At 56.5% G+C, this 19,886-nt stretch carries 20 protein-coding genes; 7 read left to right on the top strand and 13 right to left on the bottom strand.

Going from position 1 to position 19,886, the window contains the following annotated elements; all coding sequences use genetic code 11:
• The 6 genes from sspB to zapE form a co-directional block, all read right to left on the bottom strand.
• On the bottom strand, window positions 1-495 hold the full coding sequence (gene sspB, locus ABLV76_RS08600; RefSeq protein WP_002918465.1) for a ClpXP protease specificity-enhancing factor: 495 nt from the start codon (window positions 493-495) through the stop codon (window positions 1-3).
• Between the two features lie 3 nt (window positions 496-498).
• Window positions 499-1,137: a stringent starvation protein SspA gene (gene sspA / locus ABLV76_RS08595; protein WP_002918467.1), complete on the bottom strand. Its 639-nt coding sequence runs from the start codon at window positions 1,135-1,137 to the stop codon at window positions 499-501.
• Window positions 1,107-1,391, bottom strand: a complete 285-nt coding sequence (locus ABLV76_RS08590; RefSeq protein ID WP_136023330.1) for a hypothetical protein — start codon at window positions 1,389-1,391, stop codon at window positions 1,107-1,109. Before ABLV76_RS08590 ends, sspA begins: the two co-directional genes overlap by 31 nt.
• Before the next feature lie 57 nt (window positions 1,392-1,448).
• On the bottom strand, window positions 1,449-1,841 hold the full coding sequence (gene rpsI / locus ABLV76_RS08585) for a 30S ribosomal protein S9 (protein WP_000829818.1): 393 nt from the start codon (window positions 1,839-1,841) through the stop codon (window positions 1,449-1,451).
• Between the two features lie 15 nt (window positions 1,842-1,856).
• A complete protein-coding gene (gene rplM, locus ABLV76_RS08580; RefSeq protein ID WP_002918559.1) occupies window positions 1,857-2,285 on the bottom strand; it encodes a 50S ribosomal protein L13 in 429 nt (142 codons plus the stop codon).
• Window positions 2,286-2,550: 265 nt separating this feature from the next.
• On the bottom strand, window positions 2,551-3,678 hold the full coding sequence (zapE, locus tag ABLV76_RS08575; protein ID WP_004206226.1) for a cell division protein ZapE: 1,128 nt from the start codon (window positions 3,676-3,678) through the stop codon (window positions 2,551-2,553).
• A 190-nt stretch (window positions 3,679-3,868) separates the two neighbouring features.
• Here zapE and zapG point away from each other — a divergent pair, with 190 nt between their 5' ends.
• The 3 genes from zapG to degS all read left to right on the top strand — a co-directional run bounded on the left by zapG (window position 3,869) and on the right by degS (window position 6,955).
• A complete protein-coding gene (gene zapG / locus ABLV76_RS08570) occupies window positions 3,869-4,267 on the top strand; it encodes a Z-ring associated protein ZapG (protein ID WP_004206227.1) in 399 nt (132 codons plus the stop codon).
• Between the two features lie 174 nt (window positions 4,268-4,441).
• Complete coding sequence (gene degQ / locus ABLV76_RS08565; protein WP_017899931.1) at window positions 4,442-5,809, top strand: serine endoprotease DegQ; 1,368 nt, start codon at window positions 4,442-4,444, stop codon at window positions 5,807-5,809.
• Window positions 5,810-5,896: 87 nt separating this feature from the next.
• Entirely contained in the window at window positions 5,897-6,955 is a 1,059-nt protein-coding gene (degS, locus tag ABLV76_RS08560; RefSeq protein WP_002918568.1) for an outer membrane-stress sensor serine endopeptidase DegS, read from the top strand.
• A gap of 135 nt (window positions 6,956-7,090) precedes the next feature.
• On the opposite strand, the gene mdh is transcribed toward degS, so the two are convergent.
• On the bottom strand, window positions 7,091-8,029 hold the full coding sequence (mdh, locus tag ABLV76_RS08555; RefSeq protein WP_032456665.1) for a malate dehydrogenase: 939 nt from the start codon (window positions 8,027-8,029) through the stop codon (window positions 7,091-7,093).
• A gap of 414 nt (window positions 8,030-8,443) precedes the next feature.
• On the opposite strand from mdh, the gene argR reads away from it, so the two are divergent.
• The 3 genes from argR (at window position 8,444) to yhcN-B (ending at window position 9,914) form a co-directional block, all read left to right on the top strand.
• Window positions 8,444-8,914: a transcriptional regulator ArgR gene (gene argR / locus ABLV76_RS08550; protein WP_002918625.1), complete on the top strand. Its 471-nt coding sequence runs from the start codon at window positions 8,444-8,446 to the stop codon at window positions 8,912-8,914.
• Window positions 8,915-9,286: 372 nt separating this feature from the next.
• Window positions 9,287-9,550 (top strand): peroxide/acid stress response protein YhcN, encoded by a 264-nt coding sequence (gene yhcN, locus ABLV76_RS08545; protein ID WP_017899932.1) that lies wholly within the window; start codon window positions 9,287-9,289, stop codon window positions 9,548-9,550.
• A 97-nt stretch (window positions 9,551-9,647) separates the two neighbouring features.
• Window positions 9,648-9,914 (top strand): DUF1471 family stress response protein YhcN-B, encoded by a 267-nt coding sequence (yhcN-B, locus tag ABLV76_RS08540; protein WP_002918627.1) that lies wholly within the window; start codon window positions 9,648-9,650, stop codon window positions 9,912-9,914.
• 50 nt (window positions 9,915-9,964) lie between these two features.
• On the opposite strand, the gene ABLV76_RS08535 is transcribed toward yhcN-B, so the two are convergent.
• The 4 genes from ABLV76_RS08535 to aaeX form a co-directional block, all read right to left on the bottom strand.
• Entirely contained in the window at window positions 9,965-10,240 is a 276-nt protein-coding gene (locus ABLV76_RS08535) for a barstar family protein (RefSeq protein ID WP_002918629.1), read from the bottom strand.
• A 79-nt stretch (window positions 10,241-10,319) separates the two neighbouring features.
• The gene (gene aaeB, locus ABLV76_RS08530) at window positions 10,320-12,287 is read right to left on the bottom strand and encodes a p-hydroxybenzoic acid efflux pump subunit AaeB (RefSeq protein ID WP_004206233.1); all 1,968 of its coding nucleotides are present in this window, start codon (window positions 12,285-12,287) and stop codon (window positions 10,320-10,322) included.
• A 5-nt stretch (window positions 12,288-12,292) separates the two neighbouring features.
• Window positions 12,293-13,225, bottom strand: coding sequence for a p-hydroxybenzoic acid efflux pump subunit AaeA (aaeA, locus tag ABLV76_RS08525; RefSeq protein WP_004206234.1), 933 nt, complete (start codon window positions 13,223-13,225; stop codon window positions 12,293-12,295).
• Window positions 13,226-13,232: 7 nt separating this feature from the next.
• Window positions 13,233-13,436, bottom strand: a complete 204-nt coding sequence (aaeX, locus tag ABLV76_RS08520) for a p-hydroxybenzoic acid efflux pump operon protein AaeX (protein WP_002918640.1) — start codon at window positions 13,434-13,436, stop codon at window positions 13,233-13,235.
• Between the two features lie 131 nt (window positions 13,437-13,567).
• On the opposite strand from aaeX, the gene aaeR reads away from it, so the two are divergent.
• Window positions 13,568-14,497: an HTH-type transcriptional activator AaeR gene (gene aaeR, locus ABLV76_RS08515; RefSeq protein WP_004206235.1), complete on the top strand. Its 930-nt coding sequence runs from the start codon at window positions 13,568-13,570 to the stop codon at window positions 14,495-14,497.
• A gap of 35 nt (window positions 14,498-14,532) precedes the next feature.
• On the opposite strand, the gene tldD is transcribed toward aaeR, so the two are convergent.
• Window positions 14,533-15,978 (bottom strand): metalloprotease TldD, encoded by a 1,446-nt coding sequence (tldD, locus tag ABLV76_RS08510; RefSeq protein WP_017899933.1) that lies wholly within the window; start codon window positions 15,976-15,978, stop codon window positions 14,533-14,535.
• A gap of 88 nt (window positions 15,979-16,066) precedes the next feature.
• A complete protein-coding gene (yhdP, locus tag ABLV76_RS08505) occupies window positions 16,067-19,864 on the bottom strand; it encodes an AsmA2 domain-containing protein YhdP (protein WP_135683180.1) in 3,798 nt (1,265 codons plus the stop codon).
• Window positions 19,865-19,886 lie beyond the last annotated feature (22 nt).

The raw sequence follows: 19,886 nt of genomic DNA, 5'->3' as shown, positions 1-19,886 counted from the left end.
TTATTTCACGACGCGCAGCGCCGGGCGGCCACCGCGCGGCGGCGGCGTGTCGTCAGGATCGTCGTCGTGATTGTCCGGCTTATCGCCATCAATCACCGACATCACCGTTTCGCTTTCACTCTCAGGCGCGACGTCATCATCGTTGAGGCTGCTGACGTCTTCGTCATAGGCCGCTTCCGGTTCAAACATCGTGCCAGCGCCGTTCTCACGGGCATAGATGGCGAGTACCGCAGCCAGCGGGACAGACACGTTGCGCGGCACGCCGCCAAAGCGCGCGTTGAAGCGCACTTCGTCGTTCGCCAGCTCAAGATTACCTACCGCACGCGGAGCAATATTGAGAACGATTTGCCCGTCGCGCGCGTACTCCATCGGCACGAGCACGCCCGGCAGTGTGACATCCACCACCAGGTGCGGCGTCAGCTGGTTATCCAGCAGCCAGTCATAAAACGCCCGCAGCAGATACGGGCGACGCGGCGTCAGCTGTGATACATCCATTATTTAGCCCCGACCGAGGCGCATTTCACGCTCGGCTTCAGTTAAAGAAGCGAGGAAGGAATCACGCTCAAATACGCGAGTCATATAGCCTTTGAGCTCTTTCGCGCCTGCGCCAACCAGCTCCACACCGAGAACCGGCAAACGCCACAGCAGCGGCGCCAGGTAGCAATCCACCAGGCTGAACTCATCGCTCAGGAAGTAAGGTTTCTGGGTGAAGACCGGCGCGATGGCCAGCAGTTCTTCACGCAGCTGCTTACGCGCAGCATCAGCTTGCGCTGCGGTACCGCTCTGGATGGTGTTCATCAGCGAATACCAGTCCTTCTCGATACGTTGCATATACAGACGGCTTTCGCCACGCGCCACCGGATAAACCGGCATTAACGGCGGGTGCGGGAAACGCTCATCCAGGTATTCCATAATGATGCGGGATTCCCACAGAGTGAGCTCACGATCCACCAGCGTCGGTACGCTTTGATTCGGGTTGAGGTCAATCAGATCCTGAGGCGGGTTGTCCTTCTCCACGTGCTCTATCTCAAAACTGACACCCTTCTCGGCCAGCACAATGCGGACCTGATGGCTATAGATGTCAGTAGGACCAGAAAACAGCGTCATTACCGAACGTTTGTTGGCAGCGACAGCCATGAAAACCTCCAGGTATATTCAGAATTTTGTACTGCTGCCAGCCACTCATGGCCGGCCAGATGTAAAAACCCCATTAGCGCGATGTCACCTTCGTTCACGAATAAAACAAAAAATGAACAATCACCAGCATTTGGGCAGAAAATTGGATGATAGTTTACCAGATTTTGAAGACGTTGTGGTGAGGGGATTCTGGAAATGCTGAAAAAGTGGCGAGAACCGGCGGTAAGCTTGTGGATAACAGTCGTTTTATCCATAAAAAAACCCGCCGAAGCGGGTTTTTTCGCAAATTGTTCTGCGTGAGCAGAAAACAATTAACGTTTGGAGAACTGCGGACGACGACGTGCTTTACGCAGACCGACTTTCTTACGTTCAACCTGACGAGCGTCACGAGTGACGAAGCCAGCTTTACGCAGTTCAGAACGCAGGGACTCGTCGTACTCCATCAGAGCGCGGGTGATACCGTGACGGATCGCACCAGCCTGACCAGAGATACCACCACCTTTAACAGTGATGTACAGATCCAGTTTCTCAACCATGTCAACCAGTTCCAGCGGCTGACGAACTACCATGCGGGCAGTTTCACGACCGAAGTACTGTTCCAGAGAACGCTGGTTGATAACGATTTTGCCGTTGCCCGGTTTGATGAAAACGCGAGCTGCGGAACTTTTGCGGCGACCAGTGCCGTAGTATTGATTTTCAGCCATTGCCTATAATCCCGATTAGATGTCAAGAACTTGCGGTTGCTGTGCCGCGTGGTTGTGCTCGTTACCCGCGTAAACTTTCAGTTTACGGTACATAGCACGACCCAGCGGGCCTTTTGGCAGCATGCCTTTAACCGCGATTTCAATCACACGCTCAGGACGGCGGGCAATCATCTCTTCAAAGGTCGCTTCTTTGATACCACCGATGTGGCCGGTGTGGTGGTAGTACATTTTGTCTTCGCGCTTGTTGCCGGTAACAGCAACTTTTTCTGCGTTCAGAACGATGATGTAATCACCGGTATCAACGTGCGGAGTGTATTCCGCTTTGTGCTTACCGCGCAGGCGACGAGCCAGTTCAGTAGCCAGACGGCCCAGAGTTTTACCGGTCGCGTCAACAACATACCAGTCGCGTTTTACGGTTTCTGGTTTAGCTGTAAAAGTTTTCATTAAAAGCTTACCCAAATAATAAGTTACACGTTGGTGAACACCCAAACGTTTAGTCAGTTGAGGTTCACACGACATTGTCCAGCAAACCTACCCCTTCGAATAGCCTATGCCGGCACATAGAAAGTTTCGGGAAAAAAACCTTCTCGTAACGTGGGGTCGCAAGATTATAGAGAAGTCGGGGTCAAAGATCGACCCCTTTATGAGATTTTTCAGGCAGCTCCCGGGGCGGCCCTGCGGCCCTGAATTCGCCGGGAAAAGTGTCCTGTCAGGGCATATGCGGGCGCTTGAGGTACTCTTCGCTCTGCATCTCCTGCAGGCGCGACAGACAGCGCTGGAACTCAAACTTCAGCCGCTCTCCCTGATAAATGTCGTACAGCGGCACCGCCGCGCTGACCACCAGCTTCACGTGGCGCTCATAGAACTCATCCACCAGGGCGATAAAGCGCCGGGCTTCGCTCTCCAGCTGCGCGGTCATCACCGGCACGTCGAACAGCATCACGGTGTGGAACAGGCGGGAGAGCGCAATATAGTCATGCTGGCTGCGGGCATCCACGCACAGCGTGGCGAACGACGCCGCCAGCGTCTGGTTTTCCACGCCGAGGGTCGGCAGCTCGCGATGGTTGATCTCCAGCGTCGGCCCGGCAGCGCGCGGCGCGCCGGCCAGCGCCAGCCACAGTTTATCCATCTGTTCGCGGGTGTCGTTATTCAGCGGCGACAACCACAGGTGCGCTTGGGTCAGGGTACGCAAGCGATAATCGATGCCGGCATCAACGTTCATAATATCGCAATGCTGCTTGATGGCGTCGATAGCGGGCAGAAAACGGGCGCGCTGTAGACCATTGCGATAGAGCTCATCCGGCGGAATATTGGAGGTCGCCACCAGCGTGATGCCGCGGGCGAACAGGGCTTTCATCAGACCGCCCAACAGCATGGCGTCAGTAATATCGGAGACAAAAAACTCGTCGAAACAGAGCACGTCAGTTTCCGCTTTAAAGCGGTCGGCGACAATCTCCAGCGGGTCGCTATGGCCCTGCAGGGTGGTCAGCTCTTCATGCACCCGCAGCATAAAGCGATGGAAATGCAGGCGCTGCTTACGCTCGCCCGGCAGGCTCTGGTAAAACAGGTCCATCAGCCAGGTTTTCCCTCGCCCCACGCCGCCCCACATATACAGGCCGCGGACAGGCGTCGCCTCGGCTGCTGGTTCGCGCTTACCCAGCAGTTTGCCGAATTTCGCGCGCAAACCGCCGCCTGACGCGACGGGCGCGGGCTGAGTCTGCAGCTCCTGGTAAATGGTATCAAGGCGGCTCACCGCTTCTTGTTGGACGTCGTCGGGTTGATGGCTGCCCTCTTTCAGGGCTGAAAGGTAACGCGATGTTGGAGACAGGCTTTGCATGATCTAATTGTTATTCCTTGAAAACCGTGATGTCGAAGCTCACGATTGACGAAAAAAAGGCCGTTCTACACTACGCGATGATACGCCAGGATTCCACTTCTGTGGAATTAGCGGTTATAGTGGCACTATCGGGCGCAGGCGGAGAGCCTAAGAGCCACCCTACGGAACCACAATACAACGGGAGATGTTCATGACCTGGGAATACGCGCTAATTGGGTTAGTCGTCGGTATCATCATTGGTGCCGTCGCCATGCGTTTCGGCAACCGCAAACTGCGCCAGCAGCAGGCGCTGCAGTTCGAACTGGAAAAGAATAAAGCCGAGCTTGAAGAGTACCGTGAAGAGCTGGTCAGCCATTTTGCGCGCAGCGCCGAGCTGCTGGATAACATGGCGCACGACTACCGTCAGCTGTATCAGCATATGGCGAAAAGCTCTAACAACCTGCTGCCGGATTCCATGGCAGACGCCAACCCGTTCCGCAACCGCCTGGCAGAGTCTGAAGCCAGCAACGATCAGGCGCCGGTCCAGATGCCGCGCGACTACTCCGAAGGCGCATCCGGTTTACTGCGCGGTGGCGCAAAACGCGATTAATCGATCGCCTCTGCTAAAATATTCTCCGGGCGCGCCCATCGCGCCCGCTCCTTCCCCCACTTCCCGGCTACAATTTAAACCAGTCCCCACATTGTTACCTGCGCAAAAATTCAATAACATCAGCTTGTTCAGGACATTTTTCCATACACCTCAGATTACGAGAGCCAGCATCTAATGAAGAAACAGACTTTGCTGTTGAGTGCGTTAGCGTTAAGCATTGGGTTATCGTTGTCGGTTCTGCCTCCGGCAGCAGCATCCTTACCGACTCAGGTGCCCGGCCAGGGCGCGTTACCAAGCCTGGCGCCGATGCTGGAAAAGGTCCTGCCGGCGGTAGTCAGCGTGCAGGTGGAAGGCACTGCCTCGCCGACGCTCAATATGCCGGAAGAGCTGAAGAAATATTTTGGCGATAACGCCCCGCAAGAACAGGCGCAGCCGTTCGAAGGGCTCGGGTCCGGCGTCATCATCGACGCAGCGAAAGGCTACGTGCTGACCAATAATCACGTCATCAATCAGGCGCAGAAGATCAGCGTCCAGCTGAACGATGGCCGTGAATTTGATGCCAAACTGGTCGGCAGCGATGAACAGAGCGATATTGCGCTACTGCAGCTGATTAAGCCGTCAAACCTGACGCAAATCGCCATTGCTGACTCCGATAAACTGCGCGTCGGCGACTTCGCCGTCGCCGTCGGCAACCCGTTCGGCCTTGGCCAGACCGCCACCTCCGGCATTATCTCTGCCCTTGGCCGCAGCGGCCTGAACCTTGAAGGGCTGGAGAATTTCATCCAGACCGATGCCTCCATCAACCGCGGCAACTCCGGCGGCGCGCTGTTGAACCTCAACGGCGAGCTTATCGGGATCAACACCGCGATCCTGGCGCCGGGCGGCGGCAGCATCGGCATCGGCTTCGCCATCCCGAGCAACATGGCGAAAACCCTCGCCGACCAGCTCATTCAGTTTGGCGAAATCAAGCGCGGCCTGCTGGGCATTAAAGGCATGGAAATGAGCGCCGATATCGCCAAGGCGATGAACCTCAACGTTCAGCGCGGCGCCTTCGTCAGTGAAGTGCTGCCAAACTCCGGATCCGCCAAAGCGGGGATCAAATCCGGCGACGTCATCGTTAGCCTGAACGGCAAACCGCTGAACAGTTTTGCCGAACTGCGCTCGCGGATCGCCACCACCGAGCCGGGGACCAAAGTCAAACTGGGCCTGCTGCGCGATGGAAAACCGGTCGATGTCGAAGTGACGCTGGATAAGAGCACCTCCTCCACCGCCAGCGCTGAGCTGATTATCCCGGCTCTGCAGGGGGCCTCGTTCAGCGACGGTCAGATGAAAGATGGTACCAAAGGGGTGGTGATCGATAATGTCGATAAAGGCAGCGCCGCCGCCCAGGTCGGCCTGCATAAGGATGACATTATCATTGGCCTTAACCGGGAACGTATTCATTCGATTGCCGAACTGCGCAAAGTGCTTGAAGGCAAACCGCCGGTCATCGCCCTGAATGTGATCCGCGGCAACGAAAGCATCTATCTGCTGCTACGCTGATTGTCTTCCCGGACATCGCCGCCATGTGCGATGTCCGGACAACTCATGCTATGCTGCGCCTGACCATTCATTAACGATATCTGCATCATGCCTGGAAAGTTATTACGTTCAGTACTCATCGGTTTGCTTGTCGGGGGCCTGCTGTTGGCCTTGATGCCTTCGCTGCGCCAGTGGCAGCTGGCGCCGACCACTCAGAACGATACGGCAGACGACTCCCCTGCGAGCTATAACGCCGCCGTACGCCGCGCGGCGCCCGCCGTAGTGAACGTCTATAACCGCGCCCTGAACAGCACCAGCCATAATCAGCTGACGCTAGGCTCCGGGGTGATCATGGACCAGCGCGGCTATATCCTGACCAACAAGCATGTGATTAACGATGCCGACCAGATTATCGTCGCGCTGCAGGACGGCCGGGTCTTCGAAGCGCTGCTGGTAGGCTCCGATTCCCTGACCGACCTCGCGGTGCTGAAGATCAACGCCACCGGCGGGCTGCCGGTGATCCCGATCAACCCGAAACGCACGCCGCACATCGGCGATGTGGTGCTGGCGATTGGCAACCCCTATAACCTGGGACAGACCATCACCCAGGGGATCATCAGCGCCACAGGGCGCATTGGCCTCAACCCCACCGGGCGCCAGAATTTCCTGCAGACTGACGCGTCGATCAACCACGGTAACTCCGGCGGGGCGCTGGTGAACTCCCTCGGCGAGCTGATGGGCATTAACACCCTCTCCTTTGATAAGAGCAACGACGGCGAAACGCCGGAAGGCATTGGCTTTGCGATCCCGTTCCAGTTAGCGACCAAAATTATGGATAAGCTGATCCGCGATGGCCGGGTGATCCGCGGCTATATCGGCATTAGCGGCCGGGAGATCGCCCCGCTACACGCGCAGGGCGGCGGGATCGATCAGATCCAGGGGATCGTGGTTAACGATGTCGCGCCGGACGGACCGGCCGCACAGGCGGGGATCCGCGCCAACGACGTGATCATCTCCGTGAATGACAAACCTGCGGTCTCTGCACTGGAAACGATGGATCAGGTGGCCGAGATCCGTCCGGGATCGGAAATTCCGGTGGTCATCATGCGAGATGATAAGAAAATCACGCTCCATATCGCCGTTCAGGAATACCCGGCCACCAACTAAGCGGCTCTCCGGCTGGGGGCTACGTTATTCGCTAGATGCCGGATCGGCCGGGAATCTGACCAGAAACCCGGTCACCATGAATGCAAGGCAATAAAAAGCCGGAACAACGGTTCCGGCTTTTTTGCACGTGCGAGGTTACTTGTTAACGAAGTCTTCACCGAGCGCGATATCTTTCTTCAGGGTGTCCAGCATGCCTTCCAGCGCCTGTTGCTCAAAGGCGCTGAGTTTGCCGATAGACTGACGCTCTTCCACGCCGTTTTTCCCCAGCAGCAGCGGCTGGGAGAAGAAACGCGCATACTCGCCGTCGCCTTCCACGTAGGCACACTCCACTACACCTTTTTCTCCCTGCATGGCGCGAACCAGAGAGAGACCAAAACGGGCAGCCGCCTGGCCCATCGACAAGGTCGCCGACCCGCCGCCCGCTTTCGCTTCCACGACTTCAGTACCGGCGTTCTGAATACGTTTAGTCAGGTCGGCAATTTCCTGATCGCTAAAGCTGACGCCGGGGATCTGCGACAGTAAAGGCAGAATGGTGACCCCGGAGTGACCGCCAATGACCGGGACTTCCACCTCGGTTGCCGATTTACCTTTCAGCTCCGCCACAAAGGTATTGGAGCGGATGATGTCCAGCGTAGTCACGCCGAACAGTTTGTTTTTATCGTACACGCCAGCTTTTTTCAGCACTTCGGCGGCGATAGCCACGGTGGTATTCACCGGGTTGGTGATAATGCCGATGCAGGCCTGCGGGCAGGTTTTGGCAATCTGCTGCACGAGGTTCTTAACGATACCCGCATTCACATTAAACAGGTCTGAACGATCCATGCCGGGCTTACGCGCTACGCCCGCGGAGATCAGCACCACATCAGCGCCTTCCAGCGCTGGGGTAGCATCTTCACCGGAAAATCCTTTAATTTTTACATCTGTGGGGATATGACTTAGATCTACCGCCACGCCCGGCGTAACCGGAGCGATGTCGTACAACGAGAGCTCTGAACCTGAAGGCAGTTGGGTCTTAAGTAGTAGGGCAAGCGCCTGGCCGATACCACCGGCAGCGCCAAGGACTGCAACTTTCATCCTAAACTCCTTATTATGGTTAATTTAGTCTTTCGTTATTCCGTCGCCTGGACCTTAATTCACAAGATGAACAATTACAATGATTATGGCTGAAGAATGCATGATTGTGCGTAGCAATAGAACAGCGGCGCACGTTATGCTTCCTGACTGACCATCCAGCAAAGCGAAGTACCGGATCGACTATTGGTTACAATACACCCAGCCAGTTGCGCAAAACAACACCAACTCAATAACATTTCATTTACTTTTACATGGCTTTAAGCGTTGTGATGAGAACATGTTCCTTATACGGTTTTTTTGCTAAAATATGCCCCCTTCATAACATTATTGACCTATCCCTTCGCGGATTATTTGCATAAAAATTCACGGTTATGCATAATGATGTTGATTTTACCACCATAATCTGGGTGACTTATGCGAAGTTCGGCAAAACAAGAAGAACTGGTTAAAGCGTTTAAAGCGCTGCTTAAAGAAGAGAAATTCAGCTCGCAGGGAGAGATCGTTCAGGCGCTGCAGGAAGAGGGCTTCGAGAATATCAACCAATCGAAGGTTTCCCGCATGCTCACCAAATTTGGCGCGGTTCGTACCCGTAACGCCAAAATGGAAATGGTCTATTGCCTGCCTGCCGAGCTTGGCGTGCCGACCACCTCCAGCCCGCTGAAAAATCTGGTGCTGGATATCGACTATAACGATGCCGTCGTGGTGATCCATACCAGCCCCGGTGCAGCGCAGCTGATCGCCCGTCTTCTCGACTCGCTGGGCAAGGCGGAAGGTATTCTTGGCAGCATCGCCGGGGATGACACCATCTTCACCACGCCAGCGCGTGGTTTCACAGTGAAAGATCTGCACGACGCTATCCTGGTACTGTTCGAACAGGAACTCTGAGCATTCCCCTCTGGCAATCGTCAGAGGGTGGATTACTCCCTCTTCTCTCTTCCCCTTTCAACTCAACAAAAATTTAACATTTTGTGTGATTTAGCCTGTCTATACGTTCTTTTACGTAAGGCAAACGCCTAAAACGCACAAAAGATCAAAATCGTATACCTTTATGATTTTATTAGAAATAAAACTTATCTCCGTCTACGACTTGTCATTTTTAATTCTTATCGGTTATAAAAAGCGCAATCCATTGTAACTATTAACGCACAAAACAATTAGCATGGTATTAATATTTTTGGTGATTAGTGTATACTTGTTTTTGTGATGAGGGTCACGAAACAAAGACCCTCAACAAAAAGATTCGACGAGGTGAACATCATGAAAATCAAAACCACTGTAGCAGCTCTCAGCATCCTGTCCGTCATGTCGTTTGGCGCTTTCGCCGCTGACGTTATCAACAGCGAGCAGGCCCAGGGCCGCGAGGCCATCGGCACAGTATCCGTCGGCGCGGTAGCATCATCCCCGATGGATATGCATGAAATGCTGAACAAAAAAGCGCAGGAAGAAGGAGCTTCTTCTTACCGCATTATCGAAGCCCGCACTGGCGACCACTGGCATGCCACTGCTGAGCTGTATAAATAAGTTTTAGATCGTCAACGATTAACCGACAAAAATTCTCTACCGCGGCCCGGCCCCATTCATCGCCCGCCGCGGCGAAACAAAGACTGGAGTAAAGATTATGAAACGCGCAATGATCATCGCATCCCTTGGCCTGGCTTCCCTTCTCTCTTTCGGCGCAAGCGCGGCCGTTCAGCAAGTGAACGCGGAACAAGCACAAAACCTGCAGTCCATGGGCACCATCTCGGTTTCCCAGGTAGGTAGTGCGCCAATGGACATGCGTCAGGAACTGGCCGCTAAAGCCGAGAAAGAAGGCGCCAGCAGCTACCGTATTATTGAAGCACGTACCGGCGATAGCTGGCACGCCACCGCTGAGCTGTACAAATAAACCCTCGTCGTCTTATTTCGACGACTTGCCCCCGCCTGCCGGGGGCTTTTTTATGCCTGCCGGGCGTTAAAACGTAACTCCCCCTCCAGCTCTTCCTCTGCTTCATCAAATAATAAAATTAATGCCCCAAAGCGCCGACGCTGCTTGTCATTTAAATGGATGAACTCAATGTCCAGCGGCAGCGGCAGCAGCCCACCGGTCACCGCGTCCCATAGCGAATCAAGGTTGTTGACCTTATCCTGAGCCAGCTCGAAGGTCCGGGAGAACTCCCGATAGAAATCCTGTTGCTCGGCGATTTCGTCAAAATCAAACGTATAGGTGGTCATGACAGCCCCTCCCGCTTCTCTTCCTGTCGCCGTTAAGTATAGCGATAAAAAAACCGACGCCTGGGCGTCGGTTTATGGGTTAACTGCTGGTCAGCACATGCTGGTACTTGTGCAACATCTCAACCAGTCGCCGTACCGGCTCGGTCACCTGCGGCGAAGCCTCCCAGACCCGCAGCTTCTCCTGATAAACATCAAGCTCCGCCAGCAGCCGGGTAAAGTAGCGCCGACGCTTATCATCGCTCCCGGCGGAGATGACATGATCCGCAGTACGTCGCAGCTGGCGATGGAACGCCGACAAATCCTCGTTCACCGGCACGGGCGCATCGCGCAGGCGCTGGTGGGCAATGATTAACGTCAACGCCAGACGGAAACGGGCGACATCGCCGGGAAATTTGTTGAGCAACAAAAACAGCTGCTGATAGAGCGCGGGCAGATGATTCTCTTTGCGACGCGCCGAATTGGTGGTCAGCGAAGAGACCGCCGCTGAGACAAACTGGTTCAGCAGCACCCGACCGGTTCTTGCCCGGGAGTTATCCCTGACAATCAGAATCACCATCAGGGCGAGGAAACAGCCGACGATCTGCCCCAGCGCGCTGTCGAGGAACTGACTGAACTGGAATTGCATCGGGTTATCCAGCACCAGAATGTTGATGGTGCTCGCCAGCGCCCCCAGCGATCCGAGGCGCCTTTTCTGCACTTCGATACCGATAAAAAACGCCATCGCCGCCAGGCTGATACAGAGCAGCAGCATACTCTGCTGCGTCGCCGGCATGATCACCAGAAAGTACAGGGTACCCAGCGGTAACGCCGCCAGAGTACCGTAGAGGAAGTCTATCGCCACCATTCTCGGGTTAGGTAGACGCATCGCCAGCGCGGTAACCACGGCAATCATTACCATCGCCCCGCTGCCTGAGGTCCAGCCCGTCCACAGCCAGAACAGCGTCCCGAGGATACAGGAGACGGAGGTACGCCAGAAGTTCACCATCGCGTGGTGACGCTCGGCGGACTCCACTTTAACCACCGTTTCGCCGCGCAATACACCGTCTTCGATGCGGCTGATTTTGGTATTGCCCACCACGCCACGCTTAAGCAGCAGGTAACGGGTGGCTGCGCCTACCCAGCTGTAGATGGTGACCGGCGTATTATGCTCGCCTTTCCAGGTCAGGAAGCGACGCATACGCTTCAGCTGCTGGTGAACATCCTGCACTGTCTCAACCGGCTCAGCAAACAGCTCGCGGTAGTCGTCCGTCACCATTTCCGGTCGCGAGTTCTGAATCAGGTAGGTTTCGCAAGCCTGGGTGATAAGCGTTAGCGAGAGGGTATTGATCGCCTTCAGGCGTTGATTCGCCTTAGCCCAGCGAGAGGATTCCATAATCAGGTTACTGCGCATGCCTTCCAGCGCCGTGGTACGACGCACCAGCGCTCCCCAGGCCTGATCCACTTCCTCTTTTTCGCCGTGCGCAACGCATAACTGCATCAGCTTATACTGGGCAATCAGCAGGTTATCCAGCTCAAGGTCGATCTCTTTTTTAATCGAACGCGGGGAGAAAAGCAGATCGGCGACGATGGCGCTGACAATCCCGATGACAATTTCGCTGCAGCGCTCAACGGCAAACTGCGGCGCCAGCATCGGATCGGTGTGGATGGTAATAATGATAATCAGCGCGGTGTAGCCGGCCAGTCCCCAGGCATAGGAGTTTTCGACCTTGACCAGCGACGAAACCCAGGTACAAAACCCGGCCCACAGGCAGCATACCAGCATCATCAGCAGAGGGGCGCGGATCATCAGGATGATGATAACCAGCGCCGCAATACAGCCGATAAAGGTCCCGGCAATACGCAACATGCCGCGATAGCGGATCGCACCGGAGTACGGCTCTCCCCCGGCGGCAAAGGCCGGGCCAGCGGCGACGATTGCCGCGGTCAGCACCGCCCAGCGCGGCGTTTCGAGCTGAAAATGGAAGCCGACGAACAGCGCCAGCACCACCGCGCATGCCAGCTTAATAGCAAAGCGGAGATGCTGGGGAGCAATAGTGTATGTCCCCATAGCGATTAACCGAATTCGCGCAGGCGCATAGCCAGTTTCTGGAAGAAGTTGGCCTGGCTGGTATCACGGTCTTCTTTACCGGTGATCACCACCGTCGCCGTGGTGCCCGATGGCCACAGATTCCCCTGCTGGTGGTCAAGACGAATACGTACCGGCACACGCTGCGCCAGACGCACCCATTCAAGGTTGGAATCCACCGAGGCCATCCCTTTCGAGTCGCTGCTGCTGCTGGCGTTGGTTACCCCCGCAGCGATACTGTCCACCGTGCCTTTAATGGTTTTGCTGCTGCCAAGCGGGGTAATTTCCGCCCGGTAGCCAGGACGGACGCCTTCCAGTTTGGTCTCTTCCAGATAGGCCATGACGTAAAATGTATTCTCTTTCACCAGCGCCACCGCCGTGGAGCCGCGGGTGATAAATTCCCCGGTATAGACGTTAAGGTTGGTTACCCAACCATCCGCAGGGGCACGAATCTCCGTGCGCTCCAGGTCCAGTCTGGCCAGGTCGCGGCTGGCCACCGCTTTCGCCAGCTGATGCTCAACCGTCTGCAGCACATTGTTCGCCTGGTCAATCTCTTCCCGCGACATCGCCTGGACGCCAAGCTTATTACGCCGACCGGCTTCGACACGTTTTTCCTGGGCTAACGTCTGGTAGTAGGCGACATCGGCTTCCGCCTGCGCCAGCGCTTTTTGGTAACGAGGCTGGTCAATAACGAACAATACCTGGTCTTTCTTAACCAGTTGGTTATCCTTGACGTTTACCTGGGAGATCAGCCCGGAGACGTCGGGGGCAATGGCCACAATGTCGGCGCTAAAGCGCGCATCCCGCGTCCACGGCGAGGCGGTGTAGTAAACCCAGGCGCGGAAAATCGCTACGAAGGCCAAAATGACCAGTATCACGGTAATAGCAGTACGGAGGATATTTCTTGTTAGTGTTTTCACATCAACCTCAAACGAACAAGCGCGATATCAAATAAAAAAGGCAGCAATATAGCGCCGTATTAAACAGTGCAGGGTGCCAGACAAAATCGTAAATGCCGGTCGGAACCAGCAATCGGTGCACCAGCCAGAAGATGGCCAGCGACAACAGCAACTCGAAGAAGATCGGCGGAAACGATAAGCCGAAAATCACGATGACAGGAAACAGACTCATGATGACCTTGAATAAGAAGCGTACAGGTAGTGAGCAGATGCGTTTATTATGTAGCTAACAATATATTAACGTAACGATTGCCGCATTATCTACAATGTGTGATCTAAATCACTTTTAAGCCAGAGTGAATAATGGAACGATTAAAGCGCATGTCCGTTTTCGCCAAAGTGGTCGAATTAGGTTCCTTCACCGCAGCGGCCCGCCAGCTTCAGATGAGCGTTTCCTCAATCAGTCAGACCGTCGCCAAACTGGAAGATGAACTGCAGGTGAAGCTGCTCAACCGCAGCACCCGCAGCCTTGGCTTAACGGAAGCGGGTAAAATTTACTATCAGGGCTGCCGTAGGATGCTGTTTGAAGCGCAGGATGTCCATGAGCAATTATACGCATTTAACAACACCCCCATCGGGACGCTGCGTATCGGCTGCTCTTCAACTATGGCACAGAATGTTCTGGCGCGCATAACGGCGAAAATGCTGAAAGAATACCCCGGGCTCTCCGTCAATCTGGTCACCGGCATACCTGCGCCGGACCTGATCGCCGACGGTCTTGACGTGGTGATCCGCGTGGGTGCCCTGCAGGATTCCAGCCTTTTTTCCCGCCGCCTGGGATCAATGCCGATGGTATTATGCGCCGCGAAAAGCTATCTGGCGCAGGCTGGCAATCCGGAGAAACCGGCCGATCTTACCGGGCATGCCTGGCTGGAATATAGCGTGCGGCCGGACAATGAGTTTGTCATTATCGCGCCGGAAGGGATCTCAACCCGCCTGACCCCACAGGGGCGCTTTGTGACCAACGACCCCATGACGCTGGTGCGCTGGCTGACCGCCGGGGTGGGTATCGCCTATGTGCCGTTGATGTGGGCGATCGAAGAGATCAATCGTGGTGAGCTTGAGATCCTGCTGCCGAGCTACCAGTCCGATCCGCGGCCGGTTTACGCCCTGTACACCGAAAAGGATAAACTGCCGCTGAAAGTGCAGGTCTGTATCAACTATTTGACAGAGTATTTTGTCGACGTGGCGAAGATCTATCAGGGGATGCACGGGAGAGGGATCGCCCGCTGAAGCGGTTCCCGGCGACGCCGGGAACCCGGTCAGGATCAGGCGGTGCCGCCGACGGTAAGATTATCGACCTTCAGGGTCGGCTGGCCAACGCCCACCGGCACGCTCTGGCCCTCTTTGCCACAGACGCCGACGCCGTTATCCAGACGCAGATCGTTACCCACCATCGAAATCTGCTGCATGGTCTCAATCCCGGAGCCGATCAGGGTCGCCCCTTTCACCGCCTTCGTGACCTTGCCTTTTTCGATCAGATAGGCCTCGGAGGTGGAGAAGACAAACTTACCGGAGGTGATATCCACCTGCCCGCCGCCGAAGTTAGGCGCGAAGATACCATAGTCCACCGACTCGATAATCTCCTGTGGCGTGGACTGGCCCGCCAGCATATAGGTGTTGGTCATACGCGGCATCGGCAGATGGGCATAGGATTCACGGCGGCCGTTGCCGGTCGGCGCGACGCCCATCAGACGCGCATTGAGTTTATCCTGCATGTAGCCTTTCAGGATGCCGTTTTCGATCAGCACATTGTATTGACCCGGCGTGCCTTCATCATCGATAGCCACTGAGCCACGACGATCGACGATGGTGCCGTCGTCCACGACGGTGCACAGTTCAGAGGCGACTAATTCCCCCATATGACCGCTAAAGACCGAGGTGCCGCGACGGTTGAAATCGCCTTCCAGGCCGTGACCGACCGCTTCGTGCAGCAGGACGCCAGGCCAGCCGGCGCCGAGCACCACTGGCAGCATTCCCGCTGGGGCGGCGACCGCTGAGAGGTTAACCAGCGCCATGCGCACCGCTTCTTTCGCCCAGGCATCGGCCCGCACTTCGCCCTCCTGAGAGGCAAGGAAATAGTCATAGCCAAAACGCCCGCCGCCGCCGCTGCTGCCGCGCTCGCGTTTGCCGTCCTCTTCCACCAGTACGCTGACCGAGAGGCGCACCAGCGGACGAACGTCCGCGGCCAGAGTGCCGTCGGTGGCGGCCACCAGAATCAGTTCATAGACGCCGCTCAGGCTGGCCGAAACCTCCTGCACACGCTGATCCGCCGCGCGAGCGACTTTGTCGACCCGGCGAAGAATATCCAGCTTCTCTTCCCGGCTCATACTCTGCAGCGGGTCGATGCTGGTATAGAGGGCGCTGTGCTCTACGGTGCCGAGGGTCTGTACTTTGCCATTGCCGGTCTCGCGCACAATGGTCCGCGCCGCCTGGGCGCTCTGCTCCAGCGCCAGCTTGCTGATCTGGTCAGCGTAGGCAAAGCCCGTTTTTTCGCCGCTGACGGCGCGCACGCCTACGCCCTGGTCGATATTGTACGACCCATCTTTAATGATGCTGTCTTCCAGAACCCAGGATTCGTGATAGCTCGACTGAAAATAAAGATCGCCGTAATCGAGGCGGCGCTCGGTCAGTTGACCAAGAATGGCAAACAGGTCCTGATGATTCAGGCCATTTGCCGACAGTAATTGTTCACTTACCAGGTTCAGACTCATCGTTATGCTACTCGTTTGTTGCCGCCTGACAGGCGGAAATACAGAAGGCTATCTATTGAGATTGCGGCAATTCCCGGCAATCGTCAAATCATTGCTTTTTGTTGCTGCGCGCCTGGCGCAGCACTTCATTGATCTGCGGCTGGTCAATCGGGCCGGTGATGCGATAGCGCAGTATCGAGACTTTGTTCCACAGCGGCCCCAGCACCTTGCTGGCGGCAAACACCGCCGCGCCGACAATCGGGTTGACAGCAAAAGCCGCCGCCACGCCGACGGTCGCGGAGATCTCCGGCGCTACCACCGCCTGCAGATCCAGCTGGCGACGCACCAGATCGACCGACCCTTTCATGGCAATGTCCGCCTCCAGACCATCCACCAGCGTATCATCGGTATGCAGTACGCCATCCTTAATCCATGCCGTACTGTTAATCGAGTCAAAGTAAAAACCTTCGCTGAAGGTATCGCTGAAGTCGAAGCGCAGTTTGCGCAGTAGGGCATCGACGCTCAGCAAACGCAGCAGCTGGCCTGCATGTCCGGTACTCAGGTCGGTAAACTGCCCCTTGCCGAGGTGGCTTTTAATGATCCCATTGAGCGAGGCGACATCGGGTGACCAGGGCGGCGCGCGCCAGTGGAGATCGTAGTCGATATCAAACGGCGAATCCTTCACCGGTGTGGAAACGCCAAAGAAATCCGCAAATTCATCCGTTTTATTGCCATGCAGTCTGCCTTTCAGCGAGGTGCGCACCCCGGAAGGGGCGTTAACCCACACGCCGTCGGTCGTCAGCCGGCCAAACCCGGTATCCACCAGGCCGTTGGAGAGCGTTAAGGTATCGCCCTTGATCGTCACATCGCCGTCGATGCGGCCATATTTTTGCCCCCACAGCCAGCATTCCGCGCAGCGCAGTTGCAGATCGGGCCAGCCGTGGAAATCCAGCCGCGTCTCCGCCTGAGAAGTCACGTTCTCCGTTCCGCCCTTGCCGCTGGCGCTGGCCGGGTTGAAATAGAGATAACGCACATTTGCCAGCCACGGGGCATTGTCGCGCATCGTCAGGGTGGCGTTGATCTCACGCCCCTGCGCCTCAACCTGCGAGCCGCCGGCGACCGGCTGCGACATCAGACTGACGTTGTTCCATTGCTGGCCGGCCAGCGCCAGCGACGGCGTACGCAGCACAATGCGCGGTGGAAAGAGGACGCTGCTGCTGACTTCATTCGCCGCGCCCTTCTGGAACAGCGCCAGCCACTGCGCGCCATCCATCGGCGGCAGATTGAGTTCAACGCCGGGCTGGTCGGGCAGCGGAGAGAGGCCTTTGCTATCCGTCGTGAGGATCGCTCTGTCCAGCGTCAGCTTACGGTTCAGCAACCAGCGGCTGTTGATATGATTCTTCGCGCCAACGGATCCGGTCAGGTCGAAGCTGCTCAGACCGCCGGCGACGTTAATTTTGACCGGCAGGGGTTCGCCAGCGGACTTGTTGACCGGTGAAGGTAAGTGACTGCTCACATTCTTCAGATCGCCATTGATATCAACCTTATAGCTGGCATTGCCATGGTACGGCAGTTCGATAGCGACCTTGCCATCCCACGAAACGCTACCGCTCAGCGTCTCATTAACCGCTTTCGGCAGCAGCCCGGTGCGCGACGGCTGCCAGCTGGCGTTCATCCCGACATCCACCAGAAACGCTTTTTCGCCTTCGCGGGTGGAAAAATTGAGGTTCAGCGGCTGATTAAACCAGGTCGCGCTCAACGTTTGACTATTGAGATCGCCATTCACAAAGCTGAAATTACCGCTCAGGTTCTGCAACGTAGTATCTAATGGCTTGATAAACAAGCTATTATTCTGCAGCCGTACATCGCCTTTCGCGGTGGTCATCTCGCCATCGAGGGGGATATTCAGATGTAAGCGAGCGCTCACATCCCCATTCAGCTGCAGGGAATCCAGCGCTGCCCCGAGCGAGGCTTTCAATGGCGTGGTGTTGAAATAAGGGCCCACCTCTTTGCCCGGGCCTTTGATGTCAGCATCAATCAGCAGTTTTTCCTGCGCATAATCCGGGATCACGGCATCGAGATTGCTGGCGGTCACATTGCCGAGCATCGCTTTATCCGCCCGCATCCACAGGCCGCTGTTGATAAAATTGAGGTCGATATTCAGCCCGGTCAGCGCCGGCCAGTCCGGTTGAAAAGCGAAAGTGGCATTCTTCAGCGGGACGTAAACCTGGAACTGGCCTTCATTGTGCGGATACGGGAACAGATGTGGGTTACCGCCATACACCAGCGTCGCATCGCGGGCCTGCCCGGCTTTAATCGCGCCGCTGAGATAGTCCACCAGCGCTTTGCCCATCAGGTTTTCCGGGAAGTAACGCCACGCCTGGCCGCCATCGTTGGTGCTGATCCCCGCCAGAATGCCCAGCCACGGATCGTCCCCCTGCGGTTGCAGATAGCGGAAGCCGCCGCGGGCGCGTACCCCCGTCGCCTGCACGTCAATATCGCGGCCATCAAGCATAAAGCCTTTGTCATTTTTCACCCAGCTGAGGGTGGCTTCGCCAGCGGCGATCTCCAGCGGGGCCCGGAAAACTCCGGCATACGGCATCTGCGCCTTCGTCATGCGGGCGCGCAGTTCCCCGTGCTCCACGCTGCCATTCAGGCTGCCGGAAAAGTGTTCCGCTCCCGGCAGGAGTTTCCACTGCTTCCACGCCAGATCGCTCCACTGCGCCTGAAAGCGCGTTTTCTCCGTCGCCTGCAGGGGAATATCGAGAGCCAGCAGATTGATTTTGCCGCTGGGCTGCGTGGTGCGCCAGAGTTCGCCCAAAGAAGGCGCCAGCTTATCGGCAAACGGCTGCAATCCGCTCAGGCCACTGAGCGCTAAATTGCTGGCGCGAATACGTAATTCATCGCTACGCTGATGACCGTCGCCACCGACATCCTGCCCCGGGATCCACGCCATCGCCAGCGCGCCGCTTGGCCACGGTTTATCGTCGATCGCGATCCGCGTATCGGGAATATAGAAGCCCCAGCTCTGCTTGTCGTGAGAGAGATGCGCCGTCAGGTTATCCACTGACAGATGATGAACCTCGCTATCCCCTTGCCAGCTGGCGCCCCCTTTTTTCAGCCATACGTCGCCGCTGGCTACATCGCCTTTTTCAATAGTCATCCAGCCTTCGAGGCTGAAGCGGGCGCTTTTCAGCGCGATATTGTCCTGCATCCAGCGGCCCAGCCAGGGTTTGACGTCAATATCGTCAGCCTGCAGCCAGACCCGGCCTTTATTCAGCAGGCCATCCTCATCGCGGAGATCCATCCGCACCTGCATGACGCCATGCTGGCCGGTGAGACTGGAAAGGCTGAGCTGCCCCTCGGCGCGGTGACGGTTCCTGCCGTTAAGCCAGGTCAGCTGCGGGACCGCCAGCTCCGCCCGCTGACCAGAAATGGTCAGGAAGCTCAGATGGCTGTCGCGCAGAGTAAAGTGGTCGAACTGACGTAAAAAGAGATCGCTGATGCGGTCGGTTTTCAGACTTTCGCCGCCGTCATTGGTCTGAATCGGGGTATTGGTATGGACCTGCAGCTGCCAGAAGGTGAGATCGCGAAACTGCCAGCGCATATGCAGCAGACTTTGCCAGACGTCCAGCGCCAGGGTCACGCGCTTGACCGCCATTGTCCCGCCATCCTTCAGCCCAACATGAATATCGCGGACATCTAATGTTGGGCCAAAAGTTTGCCAGCTGGCGGCGATCTGCGAGGCATCCACCGGCGTGCCGGTGAGGGCGGAGATTTTCTCCAGCAGCTGCGGACGCCAGGCGTCGAGCTGCGGCAACACGAGACGCAAGCCACTCACCAGCAGCGCGACGATAACAATCAATGTTGCCACGGTGAGCAATAAAATCCCGGGCAGTCGCCTCACGCCTCTCTCCTTGTCAGCCGCA

The sequence above is a fragment of the Klebsiella sp. GB_Kp047 genome (genome assembly GCF_040065235.1).
Lineage (GTDB): Bacteria > Pseudomonadota > Gammaproteobacteria > Enterobacterales > Enterobacteriaceae > Klebsiella > Klebsiella quasipneumoniae.
This window is presented reverse-complemented; position numbering and strand designations above follow the sequence as displayed.

What these genes read in the sequence shown, in the direction of transcription:
- rplM (WP_002918559.1), bottom strand. Translation starts at nt 2,285, where the DNA reads ATGAAAACTTTTACAGCTAAACCAGAAACCGTAAAACGCGACTGGTAT.
- aaeX (WP_002918640.1), bottom strand. Translation starts at nt 13,436, where the DNA reads ATGAGTCTGTTTCCTGTCATCGTGATTTTCGGCTTATCGTTTCCGCCG.
- degS (WP_002918568.1), top strand. Translation starts at nt 5,897, where the DNA reads ATGCCTGGAAAGTTATTACGTTCAGTACTCATCGGTTTGCTTGTCGGG.
- ABLV76_RS08590 (WP_136023330.1), bottom strand. Translation starts at nt 1,391, where the DNA reads ATGGATAAAACGACTGTTATCCACAAGCTTACCGCCGGTTCTCGCCAC.
- zapE (WP_004206226.1), bottom strand. Translation starts at nt 3,678, where the DNA reads ATGCAAAGCCTGTCTCCAACATCGCGTTACCTTTCAGCCCTGAAAGAG.
- tldD (WP_017899933.1), bottom strand. Translation starts at nt 15,978, where the DNA reads ATGAGTCTGAACCTGGTAAGTGAACAATTACTGTCGGCAAATGGCCTG.
- yhcN-B (WP_002918627.1), top strand. Translation starts at nt 9,648, where the DNA reads ATGAAACGCGCAATGATCATCGCATCCCTTGGCCTGGCTTCCCTTCTC.
- ABLV76_RS08535 (WP_002918629.1), bottom strand. Translation starts at nt 10,240, where the DNA reads ATGACCACCTATACGTTTGATTTTGACGAAATCGCCGAGCAACAGGAT.
- aaeB (WP_004206233.1), bottom strand. Translation starts at nt 12,287, where the DNA reads ATGGGGACATACACTATTGCTCCCCAGCATCTCCGCTTTGCTATTAAG.
- zapG (WP_004206227.1), top strand. Translation starts at nt 3,869, where the DNA reads ATGACCTGGGAATACGCGCTAATTGGGTTAGTCGTCGGTATCATCATT.
- argR (WP_002918625.1), top strand. Translation starts at nt 8,444, where the DNA reads ATGCGAAGTTCGGCAAAACAAGAAGAACTGGTTAAAGCGTTTAAAGCG.
- aaeR (WP_004206235.1), top strand. Translation starts at nt 13,568, where the DNA reads ATGGAACGATTAAAGCGCATGTCCGTTTTCGCCAAAGTGGTCGAATTA.
- rpsI (WP_000829818.1), bottom strand. Translation starts at nt 1,841, where the DNA reads ATGGCTGAAAATCAATACTACGGCACTGGTCGCCGCAAAAGTTCCGCA.
- mdh (WP_032456665.1), bottom strand. Translation starts at nt 8,029, where the DNA reads ATGAAAGTTGCAGTCCTTGGCGCTGCCGGTGGTATCGGCCAGGCGCTT.
- sspA (WP_002918467.1), bottom strand. Translation starts at nt 1,137, where the DNA reads ATGGCTGTCGCTGCCAACAAACGTTCGGTAATGACGCTGTTTTCTGGT.
- yhcN (WP_017899932.1), top strand. Translation starts at nt 9,287, where the DNA reads ATGAAAATCAAAACCACTGTAGCAGCTCTCAGCATCCTGTCCGTCATG.
- degQ (WP_017899931.1), top strand. Translation starts at nt 4,442, where the DNA reads ATGAAGAAACAGACTTTGCTGTTGAGTGCGTTAGCGTTAAGCATTGGG.
- sspB (WP_002918465.1), bottom strand. Translation starts at nt 495, where the DNA reads ATGGATGTATCACAGCTGACGCCGCGTCGCCCGTATCTGCTGCGGGCG.